Origin of the sequence: Collimonas sp. PA-H2, assembly GCF_002564105.1 — a bacterium.
In the GTDB taxonomy this organism is placed as follows: Bacteria; Pseudomonadota; Gammaproteobacteria; order Burkholderiales; family Burkholderiaceae_D; genus Collimonas.
On sequence record NZ_PDBX01000001.1, the window covers coordinates 1,759,760 to 1,782,782 of the forward strand.

Annotated in this window: 20 protein-coding genes; 4 read left to right on the forward strand and 16 right to left on the reverse strand. The window is 59.3% G+C overall.

Features of this window, described 5'->3' with window-relative positions; translation table 11 throughout:
- Positions 1–5: 5 nt before the first annotated feature.
- The 13 genes from ntrB to BCF11_RS08010 all read right to left on the reverse strand — a co-directional run bounded on the left by ntrB (position 6) and on the right by BCF11_RS08010 (position 14,113).
- A complete protein-coding gene (ntrB, locus tag BCF11_RS07950) occupies positions 6–782 on the reverse strand; it encodes a nitrate ABC transporter permease (RefSeq protein ID WP_233212659.1) in 777 nt (258 codons plus the stop codon).
- A gap of 219 nt (positions 783–1,001) precedes the next feature.
- Positions 1,002–2,174, reverse strand: coding sequence for a CmpA/NrtA family ABC transporter substrate-binding protein (locus BCF11_RS07955; protein ID WP_098497377.1), 1,173 nt, complete (start codon positions 2,172–2,174; stop codon positions 1,002–1,004).
- Positions 2,175–2,664: 490 nt separating this feature from the next.
- Positions 2,665–3,285, reverse strand: coding sequence for an ANTAR domain-containing response regulator (locus BCF11_RS07960; RefSeq protein ID WP_098494266.1), 621 nt, complete (start codon positions 3,283–3,285; stop codon positions 2,665–2,667).
- A gap of 144 nt (positions 3,286–3,429) precedes the next feature.
- Complete coding sequence (gene pyrC, locus BCF11_RS07965) at positions 3,430–4,464, reverse strand: dihydroorotase (protein ID WP_098497378.1); 1,035 nt, start codon at positions 4,462–4,464, stop codon at positions 3,430–3,432.
- Between the two features lie 48 nt (positions 4,465–4,512).
- Positions 4,513–4,701 (reverse strand): hypothetical protein, encoded by a 189-nt coding sequence (locus BCF11_RS07970; protein ID WP_098494267.1) that lies wholly within the window; start codon positions 4,699–4,701, stop codon positions 4,513–4,515.
- Positions 4,702–4,850: 149 nt separating this feature from the next.
- Positions 4,851–5,576, reverse strand: a complete 726-nt coding sequence (locus tag BCF11_RS07975) for an amino acid ABC transporter ATP-binding protein (protein ID WP_061944582.1) — start codon at positions 5,574–5,576, stop codon at positions 4,851–4,853.
- Positions 5,577–5,648: 72 nt separating this feature from the next.
- Positions 5,649–6,344, reverse strand: coding sequence for an amino acid ABC transporter permease (locus BCF11_RS07980; protein WP_098494268.1), 696 nt, complete (start codon positions 6,342–6,344; stop codon positions 5,649–5,651).
- Between the two features lie 2 nt (positions 6,345–6,346).
- On the reverse strand, positions 6,347–7,099 hold the full coding sequence (locus BCF11_RS07985; RefSeq protein ID WP_098494269.1) for an amino acid ABC transporter permease: 753 nt from the start codon (positions 7,097–7,099) through the stop codon (positions 6,347–6,349).
- Positions 7,100–7,263: 164 nt separating this feature from the next.
- On the reverse strand, positions 7,264–8,211 hold the full coding sequence (locus tag BCF11_RS07990; RefSeq protein WP_098494270.1) for an amino acid ABC transporter substrate-binding protein: 948 nt from the start codon (positions 8,209–8,211) through the stop codon (positions 7,264–7,266).
- 175 nt (positions 8,212–8,386) lie between these two features.
- Positions 8,387–9,322: an amino acid ABC transporter substrate-binding protein gene (locus BCF11_RS07995; RefSeq protein ID WP_098494271.1), complete on the reverse strand. Its 936-nt coding sequence runs from the start codon at positions 9,320–9,322 to the stop codon at positions 8,387–8,389.
- Between the two features lie 252 nt (positions 9,323–9,574).
- Positions 9,575–10,861: a Glu/Leu/Phe/Val dehydrogenase gene (locus BCF11_RS08000; protein ID WP_098494272.1), complete on the reverse strand. Its 1,287-nt coding sequence runs from the start codon at positions 10,859–10,861 to the stop codon at positions 9,575–9,577.
- A 207-nt stretch (positions 10,862–11,068) separates the two neighbouring features.
- Positions 11,069–12,049, reverse strand: a complete 981-nt coding sequence (locus BCF11_RS08005) for a LysR family transcriptional regulator (RefSeq protein ID WP_098497379.1) — start codon at positions 12,047–12,049, stop codon at positions 11,069–11,071.
- A gap of 174 nt (positions 12,050–12,223) precedes the next feature.
- The gene (locus tag BCF11_RS08010; RefSeq protein WP_098494273.1) at positions 12,224–14,113 is read right to left on the reverse strand and encodes an ABC transporter ATP-binding protein/permease; all 1,890 of its coding nucleotides are present in this window, start codon (positions 14,111–14,113) and stop codon (positions 12,224–12,226) included.
- Between the two features lie 78 nt (positions 14,114–14,191).
- Here BCF11_RS08010 and BCF11_RS08015 point away from each other — a divergent pair, with 78 nt between their 5' ends.
- Positions 14,192–14,599, forward strand: coding sequence for an acyl-CoA thioesterase (locus tag BCF11_RS08015; RefSeq protein WP_098494274.1), 408 nt, complete (start codon positions 14,192–14,194; stop codon positions 14,597–14,599).
- 10 nt (positions 14,600–14,609) lie between these two features.
- On the opposite strand, the gene BCF11_RS08020 is transcribed toward BCF11_RS08015, so the two are convergent.
- A complete protein-coding gene (locus tag BCF11_RS08020; protein ID WP_098494275.1) occupies positions 14,610–15,458 on the reverse strand; it encodes an IclR family transcriptional regulator in 849 nt (282 codons plus the stop codon).
- 167 nt (positions 15,459–15,625) lie between these two features.
- Between BCF11_RS08020 and BCF11_RS08025 the strand changes: the two genes are divergently transcribed.
- From BCF11_RS08025 to dgoD, 3 genes are read left to right on the forward strand one after another with little or no spacing between them, the layout of a single operon-like run.
- Positions 15,626–16,627 (forward strand): 2-dehydro-3-deoxygalactonokinase, encoded by a 1,002-nt coding sequence (locus BCF11_RS08025; protein ID WP_098494276.1) that lies wholly within the window; start codon positions 15,626–15,628, stop codon positions 16,625–16,627.
- 22 nt (positions 16,628–16,649) lie between these two features.
- On the forward strand, positions 16,650–17,285 hold the full coding sequence (locus tag BCF11_RS08030) for a 2-dehydro-3-deoxy-6-phosphogalactonate aldolase (RefSeq protein WP_098494277.1): 636 nt from the start codon (positions 16,650–16,652) through the stop codon (positions 17,283–17,285).
- A gap of 50 nt (positions 17,286–17,335) precedes the next feature.
- Complete coding sequence (gene dgoD, locus BCF11_RS08035; protein WP_098494278.1) at positions 17,336–18,484, forward strand: galactonate dehydratase; 1,149 nt, start codon at positions 17,336–17,338, stop codon at positions 18,482–18,484.
- 145 nt (positions 18,485–18,629) lie between these two features.
- Here dgoD and BCF11_RS08040 read toward each other — a convergent pair whose 3' ends face one another.
- Complete coding sequence (locus tag BCF11_RS08040) at positions 18,630–20,324, reverse strand: long-chain fatty acid--CoA ligase (protein ID WP_098494279.1); 1,695 nt, start codon at positions 20,322–20,324, stop codon at positions 18,630–18,632.
- A gap of 95 nt (positions 20,325–20,419) precedes the next feature.
- Positions 20,420–23,023 (reverse strand): alpha/beta fold hydrolase, encoded by a 2,604-nt coding sequence (locus BCF11_RS08045; protein ID WP_098494280.1) that lies wholly within the window; start codon positions 23,021–23,023, stop codon positions 20,420–20,422.

The window sequence follows — 23,023 nt, forward strand, 5'->3', positions numbered from 1 at the left end:
TCGAATTAACCGGCTACTTGTTCGTAGGTGAACGCTTTCGCCAGCGTCACCAGCAACTGCTCCAGCAGCAGGCCGACCACGCCGATCACCACGATCGCGATAATGATGTGCGGCACGTTGAGGTTGTTCCACTCGTCCCAGACCCAGAAGCCGATGCCGACGCCGCCAGTCAGCATTTCCGCCGCGACAATCACCAGCCAGGCGGTGCCTATCGCTAACCGCACGCCGGTCAGCATGTAAGGCAGCACCGATGGAAACAGGATCTTGGTGATGATTTTCCATTCCGACAGGTTCAGCACGCGCGCCACATTCATGTAATCCTGCGGCACTCTTTGCACCCCGACCGCGGTGTTGATCACCATCGGCCAGATCGAGCAAATGAAGATAGCCCAGATCGCCGCCGGATTGGCCGACTTGAACACCAGCAGGCCGATCGGCAGCCAAGCCAGCGGCGATACCGGTTTCAGCAAGCTGATGATGGGGCCGAACATGCTGGACAGGAATTTGAAGCGGCCGATCATGAAACCCAGCGGGATGCCGGCCAGCGCCGCCAGTCCGAAACCGATGCCGACTCTTTGCAGCGAGGCCAGGATATTCCAGCCTATGCCCTGGTCGTTGGGGCTGGTGCGGTAGAACGGATCGGCGAACAGCTTGAGCGCTTCCTGCAAGGTCAGCAGCGGCGTCGGGAACTGGCTGTTGTGCATGGCGATGATCTGCCAGACCAGCACCAGGAAGGCCAACCCCAGCAGCGGCGCCACAATCTGCTGCAGCCACAGCGGCATGCTGCTGCGCCGGCTGCTGCTTTTCGGCAGCGGCCGGGCGGCGTCGCCGCTTGCTGCGCTTGGCGTGCCAGCTTTGGCCTCGTCGGCCTCGTCGGCCATTTCGGCGCCGTCACGCATGGTCGCCGCCTGGCGGTTCGCATTTGCCGCCGTGTCCATGATTGCACTCATAATGGCTCTCCCAAAAAATGCGCTTACGGAACGTCTGGTTGGAGCGCGATGTTATGCGCGGATCTTGAACGAAGCTGCGTAAGCTTGGGGGTTCTTGCCATCCCACACCGTGCCATCCATCAGCTTCGAGGTCCGCAGCGCATCTTTCGGCACCGGCGTCTTGGTCATGGCTGCGGCGTCCTTGTACAGATCGATCTGGCTCACCGACTTGGCCACCGCCAGGTAGTCGGGATCCGTCTTCAGCAAACCCCAGCGCCGGTGCTGCGTCATGAACCACATGCCATCCGACAGGTAGGGGAAATTGACCAGGCCGTCGTTGTAGAACTTCATGTAGTTCGGATCGTCCCAGGTCTTGCCCAGGCCGTTCTGGTAGCGTCCCATGATGCGCTGGTCGATCACGTCCTTGCTGGTGTTGACATAGGATTTGTCAGCGATCGCTTCCGCCATCTTGTTCTTGTTGGCGAGCGAGGCGTCGATCCACTTGCTGGCTTCCAGCACCGCGGCAATCAGGGCACGGCAGGTGTTCGGATTCTTGGCGGCGAATTCTGCGGTGGTGCCGAGTACTTTTTCCGGATGATCCTTCCAGATTTCCTGGGTGGTGATGGCGGTGATGCCAACGCCATCGACAATCGCCCGGTGACCCCACGGTTCGCCGACGCAAAAACCATCCATATTGCCGACCCGCATATTGGCCACCATCTGCGGCGGCGGCACGGTAATTACCTTGGCGTCCTTGAGCGGATTGACGCCGTTGGCGGCCAGCCAGTAGTACAACCACATGGCATGGGTGCCGGTCGGGAAAGTCTGGGCAAACGTGTATTCGCGCTTGTCGCTGGCCATCAGCTTCGCCAGCGAAGCGCCGTCCACCGCGCCTTTGTCCGCCAGCTTCTTGGAGAGCGTGATGGCCTGGCCGTTATTGTTGAGTCCCATCAGGATCGCCATGTCTTTCTTCTGGCCGCCGATGCCCATCTGCACGCCGTAGATCAAACCCGACAAGACATGTGCGGCATCCAGCTCGCCGTTGGCCAGCTTGTCGCGCACGCCGGCCCAGGAAGCTTCCTTGCTGAGGACGATCTTGATGCCGTATTTTTTATCGAAGCCGAGCAGCGACGCCATCACCACCGAGGCGCAATCCGTGAGCGGAATGAAGCCGATCTTGACTTCGGTTTTTTCCGGCTTGTCCGAGCCGGCTGCCCATGCGCCGGTGCTAGATAATCCCAACATGCTGGCTCCTGCCGCGAGAGTGGCGGTTTGTAGTATTTGGCGGCGCTTGCCGTCGACAGCCAAGCTCAGGTCAAGACCATCTTGCGGCAGTGCTTTTTTTGATTCCATCGCATGGCTCCACTTTGTTTTCGGCAAACAAAAAAGGCGTCGTTCCACAATGAACAAGTCATGTGGAAAGACACCTTTGTCTTATGTGGAAAAGACCGCCGTTAGCCGATTCCAGCAGCGCCAACGCTGGCGCCTGAAATTAACTATGCAAAGCACGTGCCAGGAGTTTCAGGGAGAACAGTGCCAGGATCCAGGCGCCAAAGCGCACCCGTTTTGTGCGTCGCACCAAACAGGCTCACGATTTTCGGGCATTCCTGCCGATGCCGGGCCGCTTCGATAACGCGGCTTGGGGCTCGTTAGGGAATAAGTTGGGCATTTGGGCGGACGTAGCTGGCGCGCTGCTGCGTCCGCCCAAATGCCCAACTTATTCCCTAACGGGGCCTTAGCCCAGCAAATCGGCGGCATCGATGATCCGCTGCGCTACCTCGGACAACTTCAGGTTCTTGTCCATCGCCAGCCGGCGCAGCTTTTGATAAGCCTCCTGCTCGCTCAGCTTGTGATGTTCCATCAGCAAGCCTTTGGCGCGCTCCAGCACCTTGCGCTCCGCCAGCTTCAGCTTGGTATCGGACAGTTCCGCCAGCAATTTCTGCTCCTGGCGGAAGCGCGCCAGGGCGACATCCAGCACAGGTTTGATGCGCGCCGTCTGCAACCCTGCCACGATGTAGGCAGAGACGCCGGCGGCCATGGCGGCATCCATGCTGGAAGTCTTGGCATCCTCGGTAAACAGCACGATCGGCCGGCGCGCGTCGCGGGTCGCCACCACCACATGCTCCAGCACGTCGCGGGAGTCGGATTCGGCGTCCACGATGATCATATCTGGTTGCAACTGAGCAATTCTTTCAGGAAGATAGAGGTCGGCGGGAAGCGAAGCGATGATGTTGTAGCCGGCCTCCAGCAAGCCGATGCGCAAGTCCTTGCCGCGCGCAGCCTGGGCGGCAAACGCAGGATCGTCTTCGCCCTCGATGGCGACAGGATTGACCACAACGATACGTAGACTTTGCATGCTTGAAACCTTCGTCCGCGGACGACTCATTGAGCTACGGTTAGACCGGATGGGATAGCGTTTTATCCATCGCTGCCATGCAAGCATGCAAAAATCGCACCATGCAGATGCGAACGGCCGCCGCGCGCCGGCGGCCGGATGACTTTATGCCAACTGCCAGTCTATGGTTTCACCGCCGTTCAGCGGCACCAGCGTGGTATCGCCCAGCGGCAGCTCGGCCGGCAAGGCCCACGGCTGGCGCTTCAGGGTCACGCTGCCCTGGTTGCGCGGCAGATTGTAGAACGCCGGCCCATTGAAACTGGCGAAGGCTTCCAGCTGATCCAGCGCCCCGGCCTGATCAAACGCTTGTGCGTACAGCTCCATCGCATGCAGCGCGGTATAGCAGCCGGCGCAGCCGCAAGCGTGCTCCTTCAGGCCCTTGGGATGCGGCGCCGAATCGGTGCCGAGGAAGAAACGGCTACTGCCGGAAGTCGCCGCGCGCACCAGGGCCAGGCGATGCTCTTCCCGTTTCAGTACCGGCAGGCAATAGTAATGCGGGCGGATCCCGCCCTTGAAGATTTCGTTACGGTTGTACAGCAGGTGGTGCGCGGTGACAGTGGCGGCGACCGGACCTTCGGCGCTCTCGACGTACTGGGCGGCATCCTTGGTGGTGATGTGTTCAAACACCACTTTCAATTCCGGCATGTCGCGCCGCAGCGGCTGCATCACGCGCTCGATGAAGACGGCTTCGCGGTCGAAGATATCAATTGCCGGATCGGTCACTTCGCCGTGCACCAGGAAAGGCATGCCCAGCTCTTGCATCACTTCCAGCGTCTTGTAGCACTTGCTGAGATCGGTCACGCCGGCATCGGAGTTGGTGGTGGCGCCGGCCGGATACAGCTTGACCGCGTGCACGAAGCCGCTGTCCTTGGCGCGGCGGATTTCGTCGGGCGGCGTATTGTTGGTCAGGTACAGCGTCATCAAAGGCTCGAACGTCAGTTCGGGCGGCAGCACGGCGAGGATGCGCTCGCGATAGGCCGCGGCCTGCTCAGTGGTGGTGACCGGTGGCTTCAGGTTGGGCATCACGATGGCGCGGCCGAACTGGCGTGCGCTGTGCGGCAGCACGCTGGCCAGCGCTACGCCGTCGCGCAGATGCAAATGCCAGTCGTCGGGACGGGTAATGGTCAAGGTATCAGTCATCTTCATTCTCTTCTGCAAAAAGTCGCTCCAGCATGGCTGCCGGATTGTTCAGGAAATGGCGTGTGGTCGTATAGTGTTCAGTGTCTTTTGCAACAGCGCCAGGAAGGTCACTTCCGGATGAAACTGGATCTGCTCCAGCTCCCGCACGGCAGGAATGCAGAAGGGATAGGCATCGTAGTCAATCGCCATATCGGGATTGAGTTTCAGGCTGCGCAGATAAGGTTTGATGGAGAGCATGGCGTGGCGACGGCTTCAATGAGCGTCATTTTACCGCAGCCGCAGCGGCCGGCCTGAATCGCAGCCGCGGCCAGCACTGGCAGGCGTCCATGAAAAAGCCGCTCAGGCATGCACCGGAGCGGCTTCTTGTCCTGCCAGCAATCCTGCGATCAGTGAATGATCTTGGCCAGGAAGTCGCGTGCACGGTCGGAGCGCGGCGCGCCGAAGAACTCTTCCTTGCGGCAGTCTTCCACCACCAGACCCTTGTCCATGAACACCACGCGGTTGGCGACCTTCTTGGCGAAACCCATTTCATGGGTCACCACCATCATGGTCATGCCTTCTTGCGCCAGGCCGACCATCACGTCCAGCACTTCATTGATCATTTCCGGATCGAGCGCCGAAGTCGGCTCGTCGAACAGCATGGCGATCGGATCCATCGACAACGCGCGGGCAATCGCCACGCGTTGCTGCTGGCCGCCGGACAGCTGGCCTGGGAACTTGTCTTTCTGCGCGATCAAGCCGACCCGGTCCAGGTATTTCAAGCCTTTTTCGTTGGCTTCATCCTGGCTGCGGCCGAGCACCTTGACCTGGCCGATGGTCAGGTTTTCGCGGATCGACATGTGCGGGAACAGCTCGAAGTTCTGGAACACCATGCCGATGCGCGCGCGCAGTTTCGACAGGTTGGTCTTCGGATCGCCGACCGAAACGCCGTCGACCGTGATCTCGCCCTTCTGGAACGGCTCGAGGCCGTTGACGGTCTTGATCAGCGTCGATTTACCGGAACCCGACGGTCCGCACACGACGACCACGTCGCCCTTGGCCACTTGCGTGGTGCAATCGGTCAGGACTTGAAATTGACCGTACCATTTGCTGACGTTGTTAAGCTTAATCATGAGTATTTCTCCTAATTCCTGAATTCTATTGTGCAACTGGCGGCAACCCTGCTCAGGGCATGCCGCCGTCCATTATCGAATAATCGCAACCTTGTGCTGCAGCTGCTTGACCAGCGACGACAAACCGAAGCTCATCACGAAGTACACCACGGCGACAAACACATACATCTCCACCAGACGGCCGTCACGCTGCGCGATCTTCGAAGCAACGGTAACGAAGTCCGGCACTGAGCCCAGCACATAGACCAGCGAAACGTCCTGGAACAGCACGATGGTTTGCGTCAGCAGGATCGGGATCATGTTGCGGAACGCTTGCGGCAGCACCACATTGCCCATCATCTGCCAGTAATTCATGCCGAGCGCATAGCCGGCGGAAATCTGGCCGCGTGGAATCGACTGGATCCCGGAACGCATGATTTCGCAATAATAAGCTGCTTCAAACAAGATGAAGGTAATCAGTGCCGATGAAAAGGCGCCGACCTGCACCGGCTGTTGCGCACCGATGATCCAGGCGCCGATATACGGCACCAGGAAGTAGAACCAGAAAATCACCAGCACCAGCGGCACCGAACGGATCAGGTTGACATAGCTGGTGGCGATCAGCGAGATGACCTTGTTGTGCGACAGACGCATCATCGCCAGCACGGTGCCGAACAGGATGCCGCCTATCATCGCTACCAAGGTCAGCGTCAGCGTGAACTTCATGCCGGTGGTGAACAGGTAGAACCAGGAACGCTGGATTACGTCAAAATCGAAATTTGAAAACATGATTAATGGCCTCCTGTATTCGCACTGCCAGAGGCAATAAATCCTGGAATCGCAATGGCTTTTTCAAGCCAGCGCGCCAGCAGCAAGGCAATCCCCGAGATGATCACGTAAATCACCGTGGCGCCGGTCAGGGCTTCGAAAGTCTGGAACGTAAATTCACGCATTGAGTAGGTCGCGGCGGTCAGTTCCACCAGGCCGATGGTCAATGCGACCGAACTGTTCTTGATGATCGCTGCAAATTCGTTGGTCAGGGACGGAATGATGATCCGGAACGACATCGGCAGCAATACGTAGCGATATGTTTGCGGCAACGTCAAGCCGAGTGCAGTACCCGCCAGCTTTTGGCCACGGGGCAGTGCATTGATGCCAGCGGAAACCTGTACGGCAATCCGCGACGACGTAAAAAAAGCCAGCGCCAGGAAGGCGGTAATGAACGAAGCATTCGGCAGGCTCTTGAGCCAGCCGCCAATGCTCGCGGGTACTATCTCCGGCATGACGAAATACCAGAGGAACATCTGAACGATTAATGGAATGTTACGAAATAATTCGACATAGCCGTTGGCCACGCGTACTGCCCACTTGTTCGGCATGGTGCGAATCGTACCGATCACCGTACCGATGACCAGCGCCATGATCCAGGCTGAAATAGACAACGCAAGCGTCCATTTCAGACCGGTCAGCAAGGTGTCCATGTAAGTACTGACACCGTCGGGTGACTCTTGCCAGAAGATGCCCCAGTTCCACGGATAATGCATATTAAGTCCCCTCTCACTCTCAAACTCACTGCTGCTGCCTGAAACCATCTGAATGTACCGGATCTGCTGTAATCCGGCACCCGGATTGTGCATCGCAGCAAATCAATTGCAGAAACAAAATGGGAGGCTTCCGCCTCCCCCTTCATTCCTTCAGCTAGCCAATCTTATTTTTTCTTCGACGATTGTTTTTGCGCTTCAGGCACGGCGGCGTAGGCAGCCGGATCAGCGGAATCGGTCGGATGAGCAAATGCTGCCTTCAGTTGCGGGCTCATCGGCACGTTCAGGTTGATACCCTTAGGTGGAATCGCCTTCAGGAACCATTTTGCGTAGATGTCGTTAACCTGGCCCGATTTGTACAGGTTGGTCAACGCGGTATCGACAGCCAGCTTGAAAGCAGGGTCGTCTTTACGCTCGATGATGCCGTACGGCTCAACCGACAGCGCTTCGGTGGTGATTGCATAGTCGTTAGGCGCTCTCGAGCTGGCAGCCAGCGAGGCCAGCAGGATGTCGTCCATCACGAATGCAGTTGCACGGCCGGTTTCAACCATCAGGAACGCTTCAGCGTGGTCCTTGGCAGCCAGGATGTTCATGCCGAGGTTGCGTTCGCCATTGAGAATCGTGACTTGCTTCAGGTTCGAAGTGCCGGAAGTGGAAACGATGGTCTTGCCCTTGAGGTCGTCCAGCGCCTTGATGTTGGATGATTTCTTGGCCAGGATGCGGTTCGCGGTCACGTACATGGTCGGCGCAAAGGAAACAACCTTTTGGCGATCGGCATTGTTGGTGGCGGAATCGCAGGACAGGTCGATGGTGCCGTTGGAGATCAACGGAATACGAGTCGCCGATGTCACCGGAACCATCTTGACGTTGAGTGCTGTCATGCCCAGCTGCTTTTGAATCGCAGTAGCGGCTTTCAGGCACAGGTCGATCGAATAGCCTTGATACGATTGTTTGTCATCAAGGTAAGAGAAAGGGATAGAAGAATCGCGCACACCCAGGGTAATGGTGCCGGTGTCCTTGATTTTTTTGAGTGTTCCGGTCAGTTCTTGCGCTTGCACGGAGCCAACCAGCACTCCCAGGCCAACCAAAGCGACGACCAATTTCGATGACATCATAACAACTCCCGTTAAAGATTATCTGTATAGTTTAACAAACTCGCTGCTCGCACAGCGGACTTATACCCATGCATATTTTTTATTTTTACAGCTCTCCTCCAAAAATACTGGTCTCCCCAACCTGTATAAATTTTCAACTACGGCCAATTTTATTCTTGCTATAGCCTCGCTACAGTTAATTTCCTACATGATCCGACGGAAAGCGCAATGACTCTCTGAAAAGATAGCTCATAGGCATGTTCAGCGTAAGATTATTTTTTGCCGGTATCGCACTCAGGAACCACTTGGTATACAGCTTTTGGATTTCGCCGTCGTGTATGATGCGGCCCATTTCGCGGTCCACCAGGCCTTTGTATACCGGATCGCCCTTCGGCAGCATGATAGCGTACGGCTCGGTTGTCAAAGGATCACCAACCACTGCATACGCAGCCGGGTCCTTGGCCGTCGCCTTCAAGCCGTACAGCAGCACATCATCCATCACGAAGGCATCGGCCGCCTTGTCTTCCACCATCTTGAACGACTCGTTGTGATCCCGCCCTTCCAGCACCGTCATGTTCAGCGCACGAACCTGGCCGCGGTCATCCAGCGACTTGACGCTGGTGGTGCCCTTGGTCGTCACCACTTTCTTATTGCGCAGGTCCGGCCAGTTCTTGATCGTATCGCTGGTCCGCACGATCATGCGCGTGGACGCCATGAAATGCGCAATGGTGAAATCGACCCGCTTGCGCCGTTCTGCATTGTTGGTGGTAGACCCGCACTCCAGATCCACCTTGCCGCCGGCAATCATGTCAAGCCGGTTGGATGAAGTCACCGGCACGTAGGCGATATTCAGCTGCGGCAATTTCAATTGTTGCTTTACGGCATCTGCAATTTTCAAGCACAAGTCGATCGCATAACCCACCGGCTTCTTGTCCTGGTCCAGAAAGGAAAAAGGAAAAGATGCCTCTCTGTAGCCGATCGTGATGGTCTTGCTGTCGCGAATCCTTGCCAGCGCGTCTTCCGCCTGCGCCGCAGCCGCGCTCAAACCCAGACTCAGCGCCAGCGCCACGCTTAAACTGCTTGTCCGGCGCCACGCGGACGTACCACTCTTGTTGATTTCCCTGATTGCCACGCTGTTCTCCTGTTGATATTTGCTAATGATGTCGAATTATTTTTCGGTCCGGAATGTGCATAACATGCAATATTCAAGCCAGCTATTCGCTTGTCCGTCGCGATTGTTTTTCATCGCTTCCAGATGGACAAACGCCCCGGATTCTACCGGGGCCAGATAGTACACGCGCAAGCGGCGATTTGGGTCGCCAATTGCGCGCATGCAAAACATTTCGACTATAGCTCAACTTAGCGCTGTATCAATTCGATCCAATCAAGGATACAAACCGCGCATTTCGCGCGCCTGCAATACCCGGGTACAGGCAACGATGAACGCCGCGGTACGCAGCGAGACCTTTTTCTCTTCAGCCAATTGCCACACCGCCGTGAACGCTTCGCGCATGATGCGGGTGAGGCGCAGATTGATTTCGTCTTCGGTCCAGAAGAAGCTGGAGAAATCCTGCACCCACTCGAAATAACTGACAGTCACGCCGCCAGCGTTGGCGATTACGTCAGGCACCACCAGCACGCCTTTTTCATGCAGGATGTCATCCGCTGCCGGGCTGGTCGGGCCGTTCGCGCCTTCCAGGATGATCTTGGCGCGGATCTTGCCGGCGTTCTCGACAGTGATCTGCTGTTCCAGCGCCGCAGGCACCAAAATATCGCAATCCACCCCCCAAAACTGCGCACGGTCGCTGATTTCTTCGCCGCCGCTGAAGCCGGCCACGCTGCCGGTTTTGTGCACGTGGGCCTGCAATGCCGCCACGTCCAGGCCGCTGGAACGCGTCACGGTGGAAATATGATCCTGCACCGCCACCACTTTGGCGCCGGCGTCCGAGAACAGACGCGCCGCAATGCTGCCGACGTTACCGAAACCCTGCACCGCGATCTTGGCGCCATGGATATCCAGGCCGCGCTTGACCGCCGCTTCGCAACCCACCACGAACACGCCGCGGCCGGTGGCTTCGCGCCGTCCCAGGCTGCCGCCCAGTGAAATCGGCTTGCCGGTCACCACGCCCGAAGCAGTGCTGCCCTGGTTCATGGAATAGGTGTCCATCATCCACGCCATGATCTGTTCGTTGGTGTTGACGTCCGGCGCCGGAATGTCCTTGTTAGGGCCGATGATGATGCCGATTTCGCTGGTGTAGCGCCGTGTCATGCGCTGCAGCTCGCCTTGCGACAGCGTCTTCGGGTCAACCCGGATGCCGCCCTTGGCGCCGCCGTACGGCACGTTGACTGCCGCGTTCTTGACCGTCATCCAGGCCGACAGCGCCATCACTTCAGACAGTGTTACGTCCTGGTGGAAACGGACACCGCCCTTGCCCGGGCCGCGCGAAGTATTGTGCTGAACACGGTAACCTTCGAAGTGAGCAATGGTGCCGTCATCGCGTTCGATAGGGACGTCGACGATCAGCATGCGCTTCGGACGCTTCATGGTCTCGACCCAGCGGGCCAGGTTGCCAAGGTAAGGTGTAACGCGATCGATTTGTTCGAGATAGTCGCCCCATGGGCCGATGCCATGTTGCGAGAGATAAGATGGGACTTCGTGCTTGATAGTCATGCTTTTGCGCGCTCCAGGAAGTGGCAGACCGGCTCCCATATGAAAGACTGCAGCGGGAGCAAAATCGATCTAGTGCCGCATCGTAGGACAACGTCACAGGGCATTGCCAATGCTTTGTGCGCATGTAACTATGCAAATTTTGCATTGATATTAAAAATACAATTTTCGTGCCGGAGATATGGCTTTTGCCGGCGCACCGGTGGGCAATTAACGCTGACTGGAAATGGCGGGAATGACAGTTTTGCGCTTGGCGCCTTTGGCCGCCAGTTCCTGCTGTTGCAGCAAATACGCCCACAATCTGGCGACCACCGGCTTGCCCGGTCTTTGTATGGTCGGCCGTTCGCGATACAGGCGGATTTCCATGGTCGCTTCCCATTCCGGCGCCGCCTGGTCGACGCTGGCAAGCTGCTTCAGCTTGACCTCGCGGGTCACTGCGGACTCCGGCAGGAAGGCCACCCCATGCCCTTCCAGCGCCATCATTTTCAAGCCTTCCGCCATATCGGTTTCATAGCGCTTTTCAAGATACAGCGGCTTCTTGGCGTCGGCCAGGATCAGTTCCACCATGCGTCCCAGATACGCATTGCTGGTGTACGACAGGAACGGCAAAGGCGCGCTGGCGCTGCCGGGAAAGCGATAGTCGGGCTCGCCGGCCTTGTTGCAATGAGCGTAGGCGCGCAGCACTTCGCTGCCGAGCGTGATCAGATCGTAGCGGCCGGTATCGAGCTGCACCGGCTGGCGCGGATGGTGATAGCACAGCAGCAGATCGCAGCCGCCGTCGACCATCGCCATCACCGCGTCATGCACGTTCAAGGCCAGCAGGCGCGTGTTGAGCGGACCGAACCCATCTTCCAGCACGCGGATCCAGCGCGGCACATAGGTCAGCGAGAGCGTATGGGGCACCGCGAAATCGACCGTGCTCAAGGCCGTCGGCCGCTTGCCGCGCATCAGCGCGCGGGCGTTGTTGATCTGGCCGAGCATCTCTAGCGCCTGCTCGTAAAAGACTTCGCCGGCCGCGGTCAGCCGCGTCGGATAAGAAGTGCGGTCGATCAGATCGGCGCCCAGCCACGCCTCCAGCGACTGGATGCGGCGCGAAAACGCCGGTTGCGTAACATGACGCAATTCTGCCGAACGGCTGAAACTATGGGTTTCCGCCAACGAAATGAAGTCTTCTAGCCATTTGCTTTCCATGCCGCTATCGTAACGCGAGTCGGGATTCTCAAACAATATTAATTGCGGGACAGAGTTTATGAGTCGCCGCAGCGCGACGAATTACTCTGTCCCCAACTGATCAGATAAAACGGTCAAACCACAAAGAACAGTTTCGATTTTATGTACGGTAGCGTACGCGGAAATCTGATCAATTTACACCATCCGGATTACATTTCCAGCATAACCGTCAGCGTCGGACAGTGGCGGCGATACGCTCCCGATCTCCTCCGGGTGCGCTTGCTGGCGCAGCCACATCTGCGCATAAGCGCCGTCCGCTGCCAGCAACTGGGCATGCGTGCCACGCTCGACGATGCGGCCATGATCGAGCACCAGGATCTGCTCAGCGTCGGCAATCGTCGACAGCCTATGGGCGATCACCAGCGTCGTGCGGTCCCTGGCGATTTCCTTCAGCTGCGCCTGGATCGCCTGCTCGGATTTCGAATCCAGCGCCGAAGTCGCCTCGTCGAAAATCAGCACGGCTGGATTCTTCAGCAAGGTGCGGGCGATGGCGACACGCTGCTTTTCGCCGCCTGACAATTTCAAGCCGCGCTCGCCGACCATCGAGTCATAGCCGTCCGGCAGCGACTCGATGAAATCGTGGATATGCGCGGCCTTGGCGACCGCCACGATTTCCGCCTTGCTGGCGCCCGGCTTGCCATAGGCGATGTTGTACTCGATGCTATCGTTGAACAGCACCGTATCCTGCGGCACGATGCCGATCGCCTGGCGCAGCGAGGCTTGCGTGATGTCGCGCAGGTCCTGGCCGTCGATGGTGATGCGGCCGCTGTTGATATCGTAGAAGCGGAACAGCAGGCGCGACAAGGTCGACTTGCCGGAACCGCTGTGGCCGACCACCGCGGTGGTGGTGCCGGCGGCGATCGTGAAGTCGACATCGAACAGGATCTGGCGCTTGCTTTCATAGCTGAAATCCACGTGCGAAAAGCGCACTTGCGCGCCGCCGGTCAGCAGCGGCCGCGCGCCGTCTGCATCGGCGATTTCGCGGTTCTCATCCAGCAGGTGGAACAGCCGTTCCATGTCCGCCAGGCTCTGCTTGATTTCCCGATAAATCACGCCAAGGAAATTCAAGGGGATGTATAGCTGGATCATGAAGGAATTGACCAACACCAGGTCGCCCAGGGTCATCTTGCCGTCGATCACGCCTTGCGTCGCCCGCCACAAGATCAAGGTGACCGCAGTGGCGATGATCAGCGATTGTCCGGTGTTCAGCAGCGACAGGGAAGTCTGCGATTTCACCGCTGCGGTTTCGTAACGCATCAAGCCATCGTCATAGCGCCTGGCCTCGTATTCTTCATTGCCGAAGTACTTGACGGTTTCGTAGTTGATCAGCGAATCGATGGCCTTGGTGTTGGCGCTGGAATCGAGCGTATTCATGGTGCGCCGGAAGTGGGTGCGCCACTCGGTCACAGTCACCGTAAAAGCGATATAGCTGACCAGCGCCACCACCGTGATGCCGGCAAACCAGATATCGTAATGCAGCACCAGGTAGCCCAGCACCAGCGAGATTTCAATCAGGGTCGGCAGGATGCTGAACAAGGCGTAGGACACCAGCGAGGATATGCCGCGCGTGCCGCGTTCGATATCGCGCGTCATGCCACCGGTCTGGCGGTTCAAATGGAAACGCAATGACAGCGCATGCAGATGGCGGAACACTTGCAACGCAATGGTTCGCACCGCTCGCTGGGTGACACGGGCGAACACGAATTCGCGCAGCTCGGTGAACAAGGTCGTGCTCAGGCGCAGCAGGCCGTAGGCCGCCAGTATTCCCAGCGGCAGCACCAGCATCGCCTGCGGATGGCTGGCGGTGATGGTCATGCTGTCGACCAGTTTTTTCAATACCAGCGGCACGCCGACATTGGCCAGCTTGGCGCCGAGCATGAACAGCAGCGCCAGCGACACCCGCCATTTGTAGGTCCATAGATAGGGCAGCAGAGTCTTGAGCGTGGCCCAGTCGCTGCGCTTGGGCTGGGCGCCGTTGTTCACGGTGGCAGCGGCGTCCGGCTGTGGGCTTGAATGGTGGCGCATTGGGTGACAATCTTAAAGAATGGTTTAAGCTACAGATATAAATAACTAATCAATTGTAGCTCTCGGGGAAAATAAAAGATGGCTGATCAAAACGACAATCAATTACCGCCAGACACCATGCCGCAACTGCGCGTGATGCCGATGCCGGCCGACGCCAACGTCCACGGCGACGTCTTCGGCGGCTGGATCATGGCACAGGTCGATATTGCCGGCTCACTGCCGGCCACGCGCCGCGCCAATGGCCGCGTCGCCACCATTGCAGTGAATTCCTTCCTGTTCAAGCAGCCGGTATTCGTCGGCGACCTGCTGTCGTTTTACGCCAGCATCGTCAAGGTCGGCAATACCTCCATCACGGTCAATGTCGAAGTCTATGCGGAGCGCAACCGGCTGCAGACCGAAATCGTCAAGGTGACGGAAGCTACGCTGACCTATGTCGCCACCGACGATCAGCGCAAGCCGCGCAAGCTGCCGCCGCTAATGCCCTGATCTGCCCTGATCAGTCCACGCCGCTGCCAATGATTTCCGGATTGGCGCCCAGCTCGCCGGAGATGCCGGCAGCGGCGGCTTGCACCACTGCGATCAACGACTGCATCCGTTCCAGCGGCATGTAAGGCAGCGTGCTGGAAACGCTGATGGCGGCAACGATGGCGTGGCTGGCGTCGTAGATCGGCGCCGCCACGCAGCGTATCGATGGCTCGTTGTCTTCCAGGTCGAAGGCGTAGCCGCCCTTGGCATAAGCACGCATCTGATCGCGGAACTCAGTCCAGCTGCGCTTGGGCAGCAGGCGTGAAGTATCGACGCTGGTGGCCGAGCTGCGCTTCTCATATAGATTTTTCCACTCGCCCTCGCTCATGCCTAGCATCAGCGCCTTGCCGACACCTGTGGTGGCGATAGGCATGCGGTGTCCCACACGCGAACGCATTTCCAAACCCTTCTTGCCGGGAATCTTGTCCAGGTAAAGCACGTCGTCGCTATCCTGCAAGGCCAGGTGAATGGTGTCGCCGGACTGTTCCGCCAGTTGTTCCAGATAGGGCCGCGCCACCACGCTGAGCGAGACTTCCTCGCGTGCCTGGAATCCCAGTTCGATCAGCTTAGGCCCCAACACATAACCGATGCCGGGCGTAAAACGCAGATAACGCTCCTGCACCAGGCAGCTGGCCAGACGATGGGTGGTGCTGCGGGTCGTGCCCAGCAACTGCGAGATGTCTTTCAGATCGCGCGCGCCGCCAGCCACCGCCTGCAACACGGCCAGGCCGCGCGTCAGGGTCTGGGTGCCGGTCGGCATCGCGGCGATCTCATCGCCTGCATTTTTAATCGGCGCGATCAAGTCCGGCGATTTTCGCATCACTCCATCCTTCAAATAGTTAAATCCCATATATTGGGATAGCATATCATATATTGACAAGGAATTGCAGCCGGAATAAAGTACGCAACACTTGATTGATGCACCTGATTGATACATCTGTACGCAACCGGCTGCAAAGCAAACCATTTCAGAATCCGCCCTAGCCAATGAATCCAGCACCGCATCAAACGCGCTTAATCGCCCTCGACTGGGGCACCTCGTCGCTGCGCGCTTACCGCCTCGGCGCCGAGGGCCAGCGGCTGGAGCTGCGCGCCTTGCCGTGGGGCGTAATGCAGTTGCCGGATGCCGGCAGCGCAGAAAACGCTGGCTTTGAGGCGGCTTTCGAACAGGCTTGCGGCGACTGGCTGCAAGCGGCGCCAGGCACGCCGGTGATTGCGGCAGGCATGGTCGGCAGCCGCCAGGGCTGGTGCGAGGCGCCCTACCTGGAAGTGCCACTCGCCGTCAGCCAGATCGGCGGCAGCCTGGCCAGCTTGCACAACCGCCATGGCCAGCTGATCCATATCGTGCCCGGCCTGATGGAAAACTCCCAGCTGCCCAACGTCATGCGCGGCGAAGAAACCCAGGTGGTTGGCGTGCTGTCCTTGCACGCGCAGCAAGGCAAAGCGGCAGACATCCTGATCGGCCTGCCCGGCACCCATTCCAAATGGGTGCAAATCCGGCATGCGGAAACACAGAACGAAGTCCGGCATTTCGATACCTTCATGACCGGCGAAGTCTATGCGGCGCTATGCGGACACACCATTCTCGGCCGCGGCATGGTTGCCAGCGACAACGACACGGGCGACGACGCCCAGCGCAGCTTTGAACGCGGGCTGCAGGTAGCGCAAACCGCGGCCGGACAAGCTGGTGTATTGTCGACCATATTCAGTACCCGCACCCTGGGACTGACCGGCGAGCTGGACGGCACTGGCCAGCGCGAATACCTGTCGGGACTGCTGATCGGCCATGAGATCGCCGCCTTGCACGGCATGCTGCAAACACAGCAGCGGCTGCCGGCGCAGGTCATGCTGGTCGGCGAAGCCGGCTTGTGCGAACGCTATGCGCAGGCGTTGCGCACTTATGGCTTCGGCAAGATCGAGGTGGTGCAGCAAGCCACCGAACGCGGACTGTGGCAGCTGGCGCTCAGCGCTGGTTTGCTGCATACCTGACTGAGACATCGGAGAGAGCATCATGCTAAAAAGCGCAATGAAACAATGCGGGCTGATCGCCATCCTGCGCGGCGTCAAGCCGCATGAAGTGGCGGCAATCGGCCTCAAGTTGTATGAGGCCGGCTTCAGGATCATCGAAGTCCCGCTCAATTCGCCCGAGCCCTACGATAGCATCCGCACGCTGCGCAGCGCCCTGCCGGCGGACTGCATGGTGGGCGCCGGTACCGTTCTGACAACCGACCAGGTGGCGGCGGTGAAACGCGCCGGCGGCGAAATCATTGTCATGCCGCATAGCGACCCGCTGGTGATCGCGGCCGCCAAGCAGGCCGGCCTGGCTTGCGCGCCGGGCGTCGCCACGGTGACCGAAGCGTTTGCCGCGCTGGCGGCCGGCGCCGATGTCTTGAAGATGTTCCCGGCCGAGCAGCTGGGTGCGCATGTCGTCAAGGCATGGCGCGCGGTGATCCCGCGCGAGATTGCCTTGCTGCCGGTGGGCGGCATCACTCCCGAAAACCTGGCGACCTTCATCGATGCCGGCGCCTCCGGCTTCGGCCTGGGATCGGCTTTGTACAAGCCTGGCCTAAGCGCCGAACAGGTGGGCCAGCATGCCAACAAGTTTGTCGCCGCATGGTGCGCGGTACAAGAACAAAACAGCAGATAGTCGACCGGGCGCGCGGCTGAGCTGCGGCCTGTAACCAGGAGAACGGATTAATGAAGATCACCAAACTGACCACTTACATCGTACCGCCGCGTTGGTGTTTTCTGAAGATAGAAACCGACGAAGGCGTGGTCGGATGGGGCGAGCCGGTGGTGGAGGGCCGCGTGCACAGCGTGGTGGCGGCCGTCGAAGAACTGGCGGACTACCTGATCGGCAAGGATCCGCGCCATATCGAAGACCATTGGACCGTGCTGTACCGCGGCGGCTTTTATCGCGGCGGCGCCATCCACATGAGCGCGCTGGCCGGCATCGACCAGGCGCTGTGGGATATCAAGGGCAAGGCGCTTGGCGTCTCGGTCAGCCAGTTGCTGGGCGGCCCGGTGCGCGACAGCATCCGCGTCTATTCATGGATAGGCGGCGACCGCCCGGCCGATACCGCGGCGGCAGCCAGGGATGCGGTGGCGCGCGGCTTTACCGCGGTGAAGATGAACGGCACCGAAGAACTGCAGTTCGTCGATTCCTATGAAAAGGTCGAAGCCACTTTGGCCAATGTCGCCGCAGTACGCGAAGCGGTCGGCCCGCATATCGGCATCGGCGTCGATTTCCACGGCCGCGTGCACAAGCCGATGGCGAAGATCCTGATCAAGGAACTGGATCCCTACAAGCTGATGTTCATCGAAGAACCGGTGCTCAGCGAAAACTACGAAGCGCTGAAGGAACTGGCGCCCCTGACCAGCACCCCGATCGCGCTGGGCGAACGGCTGTATTCGCGCTGGGACTTCAAGCGCATCCTGAGCGAAGGCTATGTCGACATCATCCAGCCGGATGTCTCGCACGCCGGTGGCATCACCGAGACACGCAAGATCGCCACCATGGCCGAAGCCTACGACGTCGCCGTGGCGCTGCACTGCCCGCTCGGCCCGATCGCGCTGGCAGCCTGCCTGCAGGTGGATGCTGTGTCGTACAACGCCTTCATCCAGGAACAGAGCCTGGGCATCCACTATAACCAGAGCAACGACTTGCTCGACTATGTAACGCAGCCGGATGTATTCGCCTACGACAAGGGTTATGTCACCATCCCGCAAGGGCCGGGGCTAGGCATCGAGATCAATGAAGAGTATGTCAAGGAACGCGCCGCCATCGGCCATCGCTGGCGCAATCCGATCTGGCGCCACAAGGACGGCAGCTTTGCCGAGTGGTAGCAGCGCTATCCAGCCGCAAGGGATAGGCCATCTCCAGGGCGCTGCCATCGCTCTTAAAAAAACAAACCCCGGATGAGCTTGTGGCAGATCCGGGGTGTTCGCTACGCTACGGCGGCATCCGGCAAGATGCTGCTGTTTTCAACTATCAGGCAGCCTGCTTTTGCTCCGCCGGCTTTTCATCGCGCAATTCGCGGCGCAGGATCTTGCCGACATTAGTCTTCGGCAAATCGGTACGGAACTCGATGTACTTCGGACGCTTATAGCCGGTCAGCTGTTCGCGGCAGTAAGCCATCAATTGCTCGGCCGTCAGCGACGGATCCTTGCGCACCACGAAAATCTTCACGACTTCGCCGGCATGCTCGTCGGGTACGCCGACGCAGGCGCATTCCAGCACGCCTGGGTGCTGCACTACCACGCCTTCGACTTCGTTCGGATAGACATTGAAACCGGAGACCAGGATCATGTCTTTCTTGCGGTCGACGATCTTGGTGTAGCCGCGCTCATCCATGACACCGATATCGCCCGACTTGAAGAAGCCATCCGCGGTCATGACCTTGGCGGTTTCATCGTCGCGGTTCCAGTAGCCGCGCATCACTTGCGGGCCGCGGATCGCGATTTCACCGGGTTGTCCGAGCGGCACCGGCTGGCCGTCATCGTCCAGGATGGCAATCTCAGTCGACGGCAGCGGCAAGCCGATGGTGCCGCTGTATTCGGTGATGTCGCAGGGATTGGCGCAGGCAATCGGCGAGGTTTCGGACAAGCCGTAGCCTTCGATGATCGGACAGCCGGTGACTTCCTTCCACTTATCGGCAACCGCCTTTTGCACCGCCATGCCGCCGCCGACGCAGACCCGGTAGCCGGAGAAATCCAGCTTGGCGAAATCAGGGTGATGCAGCAGCGCGTTGTACAAGGTATTCACGGCCGGGAAAGTATTGATCTGGTACTTCGACATTTCCTTGATCAGGCCGGCGATGTCGCGCGGATTCGGGATCAGCAGGTTCAAGGCGCCTTCGCGCATGCCTAGCAAGGCGCACACCGTCAGCGCAAAGATGTGATACAGCGGCAAGGCGCATACGAACGCCAGCTGCTCGACCTTGGGTCCGCTGGCCAGGCCGGGCGACAGCCAGGCTTCAGCCTGCAACACGTTGGCCACCACGTTGCGGTGGGTCAGGGTTGCGCCCTTGGAGACGCCGGTAGTGCCGCCGGTATATTGCAGGAAGGCGACATCTTCCGGTCCCAGCGTGACGGCTTTCAACTGGGTTGCCGCACCTTGCGACAGCACACTGTTGAACGGCGTCGAACCAGGCAAGGAAAAACTCGGCACCATCTTCTTGACATGGCGCACCACCAGGTTCACCAGCAAACCCTTGACGCCCATCAGGTCGCCCATGCTGGCCACCACGACATGCTTGATCTTGGTCCGTGCAACCACTTGCTGCAATGTAGTGGCGAAATTCTCGAGGATGAAGATGGCTTCGGCGCCGGAATCGTTGAGCTGGTGTTCCAGTTCGCGCGGGGTGTACAGCGGATTGACGTTGACCACGGTATAGCCGGCACGCAGGATGGCGGCGATCGCCACCGGATATTGCAGCACGTTAGGCATCATGATGGCCACGCGCGCGCCCTTTTGCAGGCCCTTGCCTTGCAGCCAGGCACCGACCTTGCGGGACAACTGGTCGACCTCGGCATAGGTCAGGTATTTGCCCATGCAGGCATAGGCATTGCGTGTTGCATATTTCTGAAATGCTTCTTCCAGCAATTGCACCAACGACTGGTACTGCATGTAATCGATCTCAGTCGGGACGCCTTCAGGATACGATTTGAGCCAAAATTTATCCATGTTCTGCCTTTAGTCTCTGATTGTTATAAATGCATTGTTTTTGGCTTGTTTCACTAGAAGAAAACATGCCTGTAAGGGGATATTGCTGGCGACCACTAAAAAAGCACGGTTGTATTTTTTTGTTCTATCGCGATGCTATCGGGCAAAGCGTCGGCATGCAAGCGTTTTGACGCATATTTGCGCAAATCGTCGACACTCAGCTTCATGTTGTGGTGCAGCAAAACCTCTGCCCGCAAGTGCTTCACGCCCTCCTCATCCGGACTCCATTTCACGTGCGCGACGGCTACCGCGGGATGCTCGAACAAGACTTCTTCGATCTGGCGCGGGAACACCCGCTGGCCACCCCGTATCAACATATTACTCTTGCGGTCGATGATGGAGACAAAACCGTCTTCGTCGATGCTGGCGACGTCGCCGGTGGCCAGCCAGCCTTCATGCAGGCGTTCCTTGCTTATTTTTTCGGCAATCAGATTCAAGACGGTGGCGCCGTGTCCGGCGCCATCGGCGTGACCCTGGTCGTAGCCGGCGAACAGCTGCGGTCCGCGCACCCATAGCTCGCCCAGGGTGTCGCTAGGAAGAGGTTCGCCGCTGTCCAGGTCGACCACTTTCACTTCAGTATCCGGCAGCGGCACGCCGACCACGCCCGGGTTGCGGCGCGCCGACAGCGGCATCGCCAGCACCGCCGGCGAGGCTTCGGTCAAGCCATAGGCTTCGACCAGGCGGCCGCGCGTCAGCTTTTCAAATTCCTCGCGGATTTCCTGCGCCAGCGGCGACCCGCTGACGGCGCACACGCGAATCGACGCCAGGCCGTAGCGCCGCACGCCGGGCGTGTGCGCCAGCTCGCGCACCATGCGCGGCGTGGTCGGGAAATAAGTAGGGCGCATTTTTTTTACAGTCTTCAGCAAGGGTTCCAGCTCGGCCCCCGGCAGCAGGATCAGGGTAGCGCCCAAGTAGACGCCCAAGTGCAATACTCCCGTCAGGCCGTAGGCGCTGGACAAGGGCTGCTGCGCCAGGAAGCGTTCGTCGCCGGGCCGCGATTCCGGCAGCCAGTGCCGCAGCTGCAAGGCATTTGCTGCAAGGTTGCGATGCGACAGCGCCACCGGCAGCGGCGTGCCGCTGGCGCCATAGGTGTAGACCACCACGGCAATATCGTTGACGTCTTGCGTCAGCTCGGCAGGATAGACCGTGCCGCGCCCCAGCACCTGCTTGAATTTCAGATAGCGCCGCTCCTGCTTGCGGTGCTGCTTGTCTTGCCGGAACCATGGCAGCCAGTGGCCTTCCTGGACATGATGCAAGGCGGCGAACTTGAGCTTTTCGCGCCAGCCCATGTGATCGATCATCGAGGCAAAGATCACGCGCCGCAAAGCCGCAGCGCGGCGATCGCTTTGCAAGACGTCGCGCAACTCGTCGTAGCGGCTAGTGGTGGTCACCAGCATTACGGCGCCGGCGTCGGCAATCCGCGTCAGCAGGATTTCTGCAGGGGTGGCGGCATCGCTTAGCACCGCTACCGCACCGGCCTTCAAGATGCCGAAATAGGCGATCACCAGGGACGGGATATTCGGCATGGCCAGCAAGATCCGCTCGCCGGGCTTGATGCGCATGTCGATCAAGCCGTTGGCGAAACGATTTGCCTGGCGGTCCAATTCGCGCCAGTCGATCCTGCCGCCGCGGTAGGACAAGGCGGCGGTCTTGGCAAAGCGCCTGGCGGTCGCTTCCAGCAGGCGCGGCAAGGCCACCGTTGGCAGTTTGATGCGGTAGGGAGTGCGGGCATCGTAGAATTTCAGCCACGGCCGTTCGCTCTCCAGCTGCTTGCGGGCGGCGCGCCGTTCCGCCTTGTGCCGCAGGCGGCGCTCGGCCTGCTCGGCAGGATCGGACTGTATTTGCAGGAAGCGTTCGATGGCGCGGTTGACGGCATCGGGCCGCTCTACCATCACCTGATGGGCGGAGACCGGCACCACCACTTCCTCGGCGCCGGGAATCAGGCTGGCGACTTCTTTGTAGGCGGCTTCATCGAACAGGATATCGCGGTGGCCGAGAATCACCAGCGCCGGCACCTTGATGGCGCGCAGATATTCGCTGCCTTCCCATGGCAGTAAGGCGTTCTTGTTTTGCAGGTAGACCACATGCGGCGGCGGATAGATGCGGGCGGCGGCGATGCCGAAATACGGCATCAGACTGCGCACCATGCCGAAAATCGGCGGCGGCATGCGCAGCAAGGTACGGCCGGCCCAGCGCAGGCGGAAACGCGCGGCCGAAGCGATCATGATCAATGCCGATACGCGTTGCGGAAACTGCTTGAGGAAAAAGGCGGAGAGCGCGCCGCCGAATGAATGGCACACCAGGATGAACTGCGGCGGCACTTCCAGCAGCTCCAGCGCGGCGGCAATGTCGGCGACCAGCTCCGGCACATCGTAGTGTGCGCCGTCGGCCTCGGTCGGTGCATCGGTATAGCCGTGGCCGCGCAGATCCAGTGCGATCACCCGGTAGTCGGCCTGGAACTGCTCCAGCTGGTATTCCCAATAGGCGGCGCGGCCGCCGAAGCCGTGGATGAACACCATGGTCGACTGCTGGTTTCTGGCGCCGCGGCCATATTCCGGACCGGCATCGATGACACTCATTTCCAGCGTGGCGCTGCCGTCGCGCGTCAGGCGGCCGGGCAATTTCAGGGTGCTGCGATGCAGGTCGGTATTGAAGGTCAT

Coding starts and splice junctions, on each gene's coding strand:
- ntrB (WP_233212659.1), bottom strand. CDS start 782: ATGCCGCTGTGGCTGCAGCAGATTGTGGCGCCGCTGCTGGGGTTGGCC.
- BCF11_RS07955 (WP_098497377.1), bottom strand. CDS start 2,174: ATGTTGGGATTATCTAGCACCGGCGCATGGGCAGCCGGCTCGGACAAG.
- BCF11_RS07960 (WP_098494266.1), bottom strand. CDS start 3,285: ATGCAAAGTCTACGTATCGTTGTGGTCAATCCTGTCGCCATCGAGGGC.
- pyrC (WP_098497378.1), bottom strand. CDS start 4,464: ATGACTGATACCTTGACCATTACCCGTCCCGACGACTGGCATTTGCAT.
- BCF11_RS07970 (WP_098494267.1), bottom strand. CDS start 4,701: ATGCTCTCCATCAAACCTTATCTGCGCAGCCTGAAACTCAATCCCGAT.
- BCF11_RS07975 (WP_061944582.1), bottom strand. CDS start 5,576: ATGATTAAGCTTAACAACGTCAGCAAATGGTACGGTCAATTTCAAGTC.
- BCF11_RS07980 (WP_098494268.1), bottom strand. CDS start 6,344: ATGTTTTCAAATTTCGATTTTGACGTAATCCAGCGTTCCTGGTTCTAC.
- BCF11_RS07985 (WP_098494269.1), bottom strand. CDS start 7,099: ATGCATTATCCGTGGAACTGGGGCATCTTCTGGCAAGAGTCACCCGAC.
- BCF11_RS07990 (WP_098494270.1), bottom strand. CDS start 8,211: ATGATGTCATCGAAATTGGTCGTCGCTTTGGTTGGCCTGGGAGTGCTG.
- BCF11_RS08000 (WP_098494272.1), bottom strand. CDS start 10,861: ATGACTATCAAGCACGAAGTCCCATCTTATCTCTCGCAACATGGCATC.
- BCF11_RS08005 (WP_098497379.1), bottom strand. CDS start 12,049: ATGGAAAGCAAATGGCTAGAAGACTTCATTTCGTTGGCGGAAACCCAT.
- BCF11_RS08010 (WP_098494273.1), bottom strand. CDS start 14,113: ATGCGCCACCATTCAAGCCCACAGCCGGACGCCGCTGCCACCGTGAAC.
- BCF11_RS08015 (WP_098494274.1), top strand. CDS start 14,192: ATGGCTGATCAAAACGACAATCAATTACCGCCAGACACCATGCCGCAA.
- BCF11_RS08020 (WP_098494275.1), bottom strand. CDS start 15,458: ATGCGAAAATCGCCGGACTTGATCGCGCCGATTAAAAATGCAGGCGAT.
- BCF11_RS08025 (WP_098494276.1), top strand. CDS start 15,626: ATGAATCCAGCACCGCATCAAACGCGCTTAATCGCCCTCGACTGGGGC.
- BCF11_RS08030 (WP_098494277.1), top strand. CDS start 16,650: ATGCTAAAAAGCGCAATGAAACAATGCGGGCTGATCGCCATCCTGCGC.
- dgoD (WP_098494278.1), top strand. CDS start 17,336: ATGAAGATCACCAAACTGACCACTTACATCGTACCGCCGCGTTGGTGT.
- BCF11_RS08040 (WP_098494279.1), bottom strand. CDS start 20,324: ATGGATAAATTTTGGCTCAAATCGTATCCTGAAGGCGTCCCGACTGAG.
- BCF11_RS08045 (WP_098494280.1), bottom strand. CDS start 23,023: ATGACCTTCAATACCGACCTGCATCGCAGCACCCTGAAATTGCCCGGC.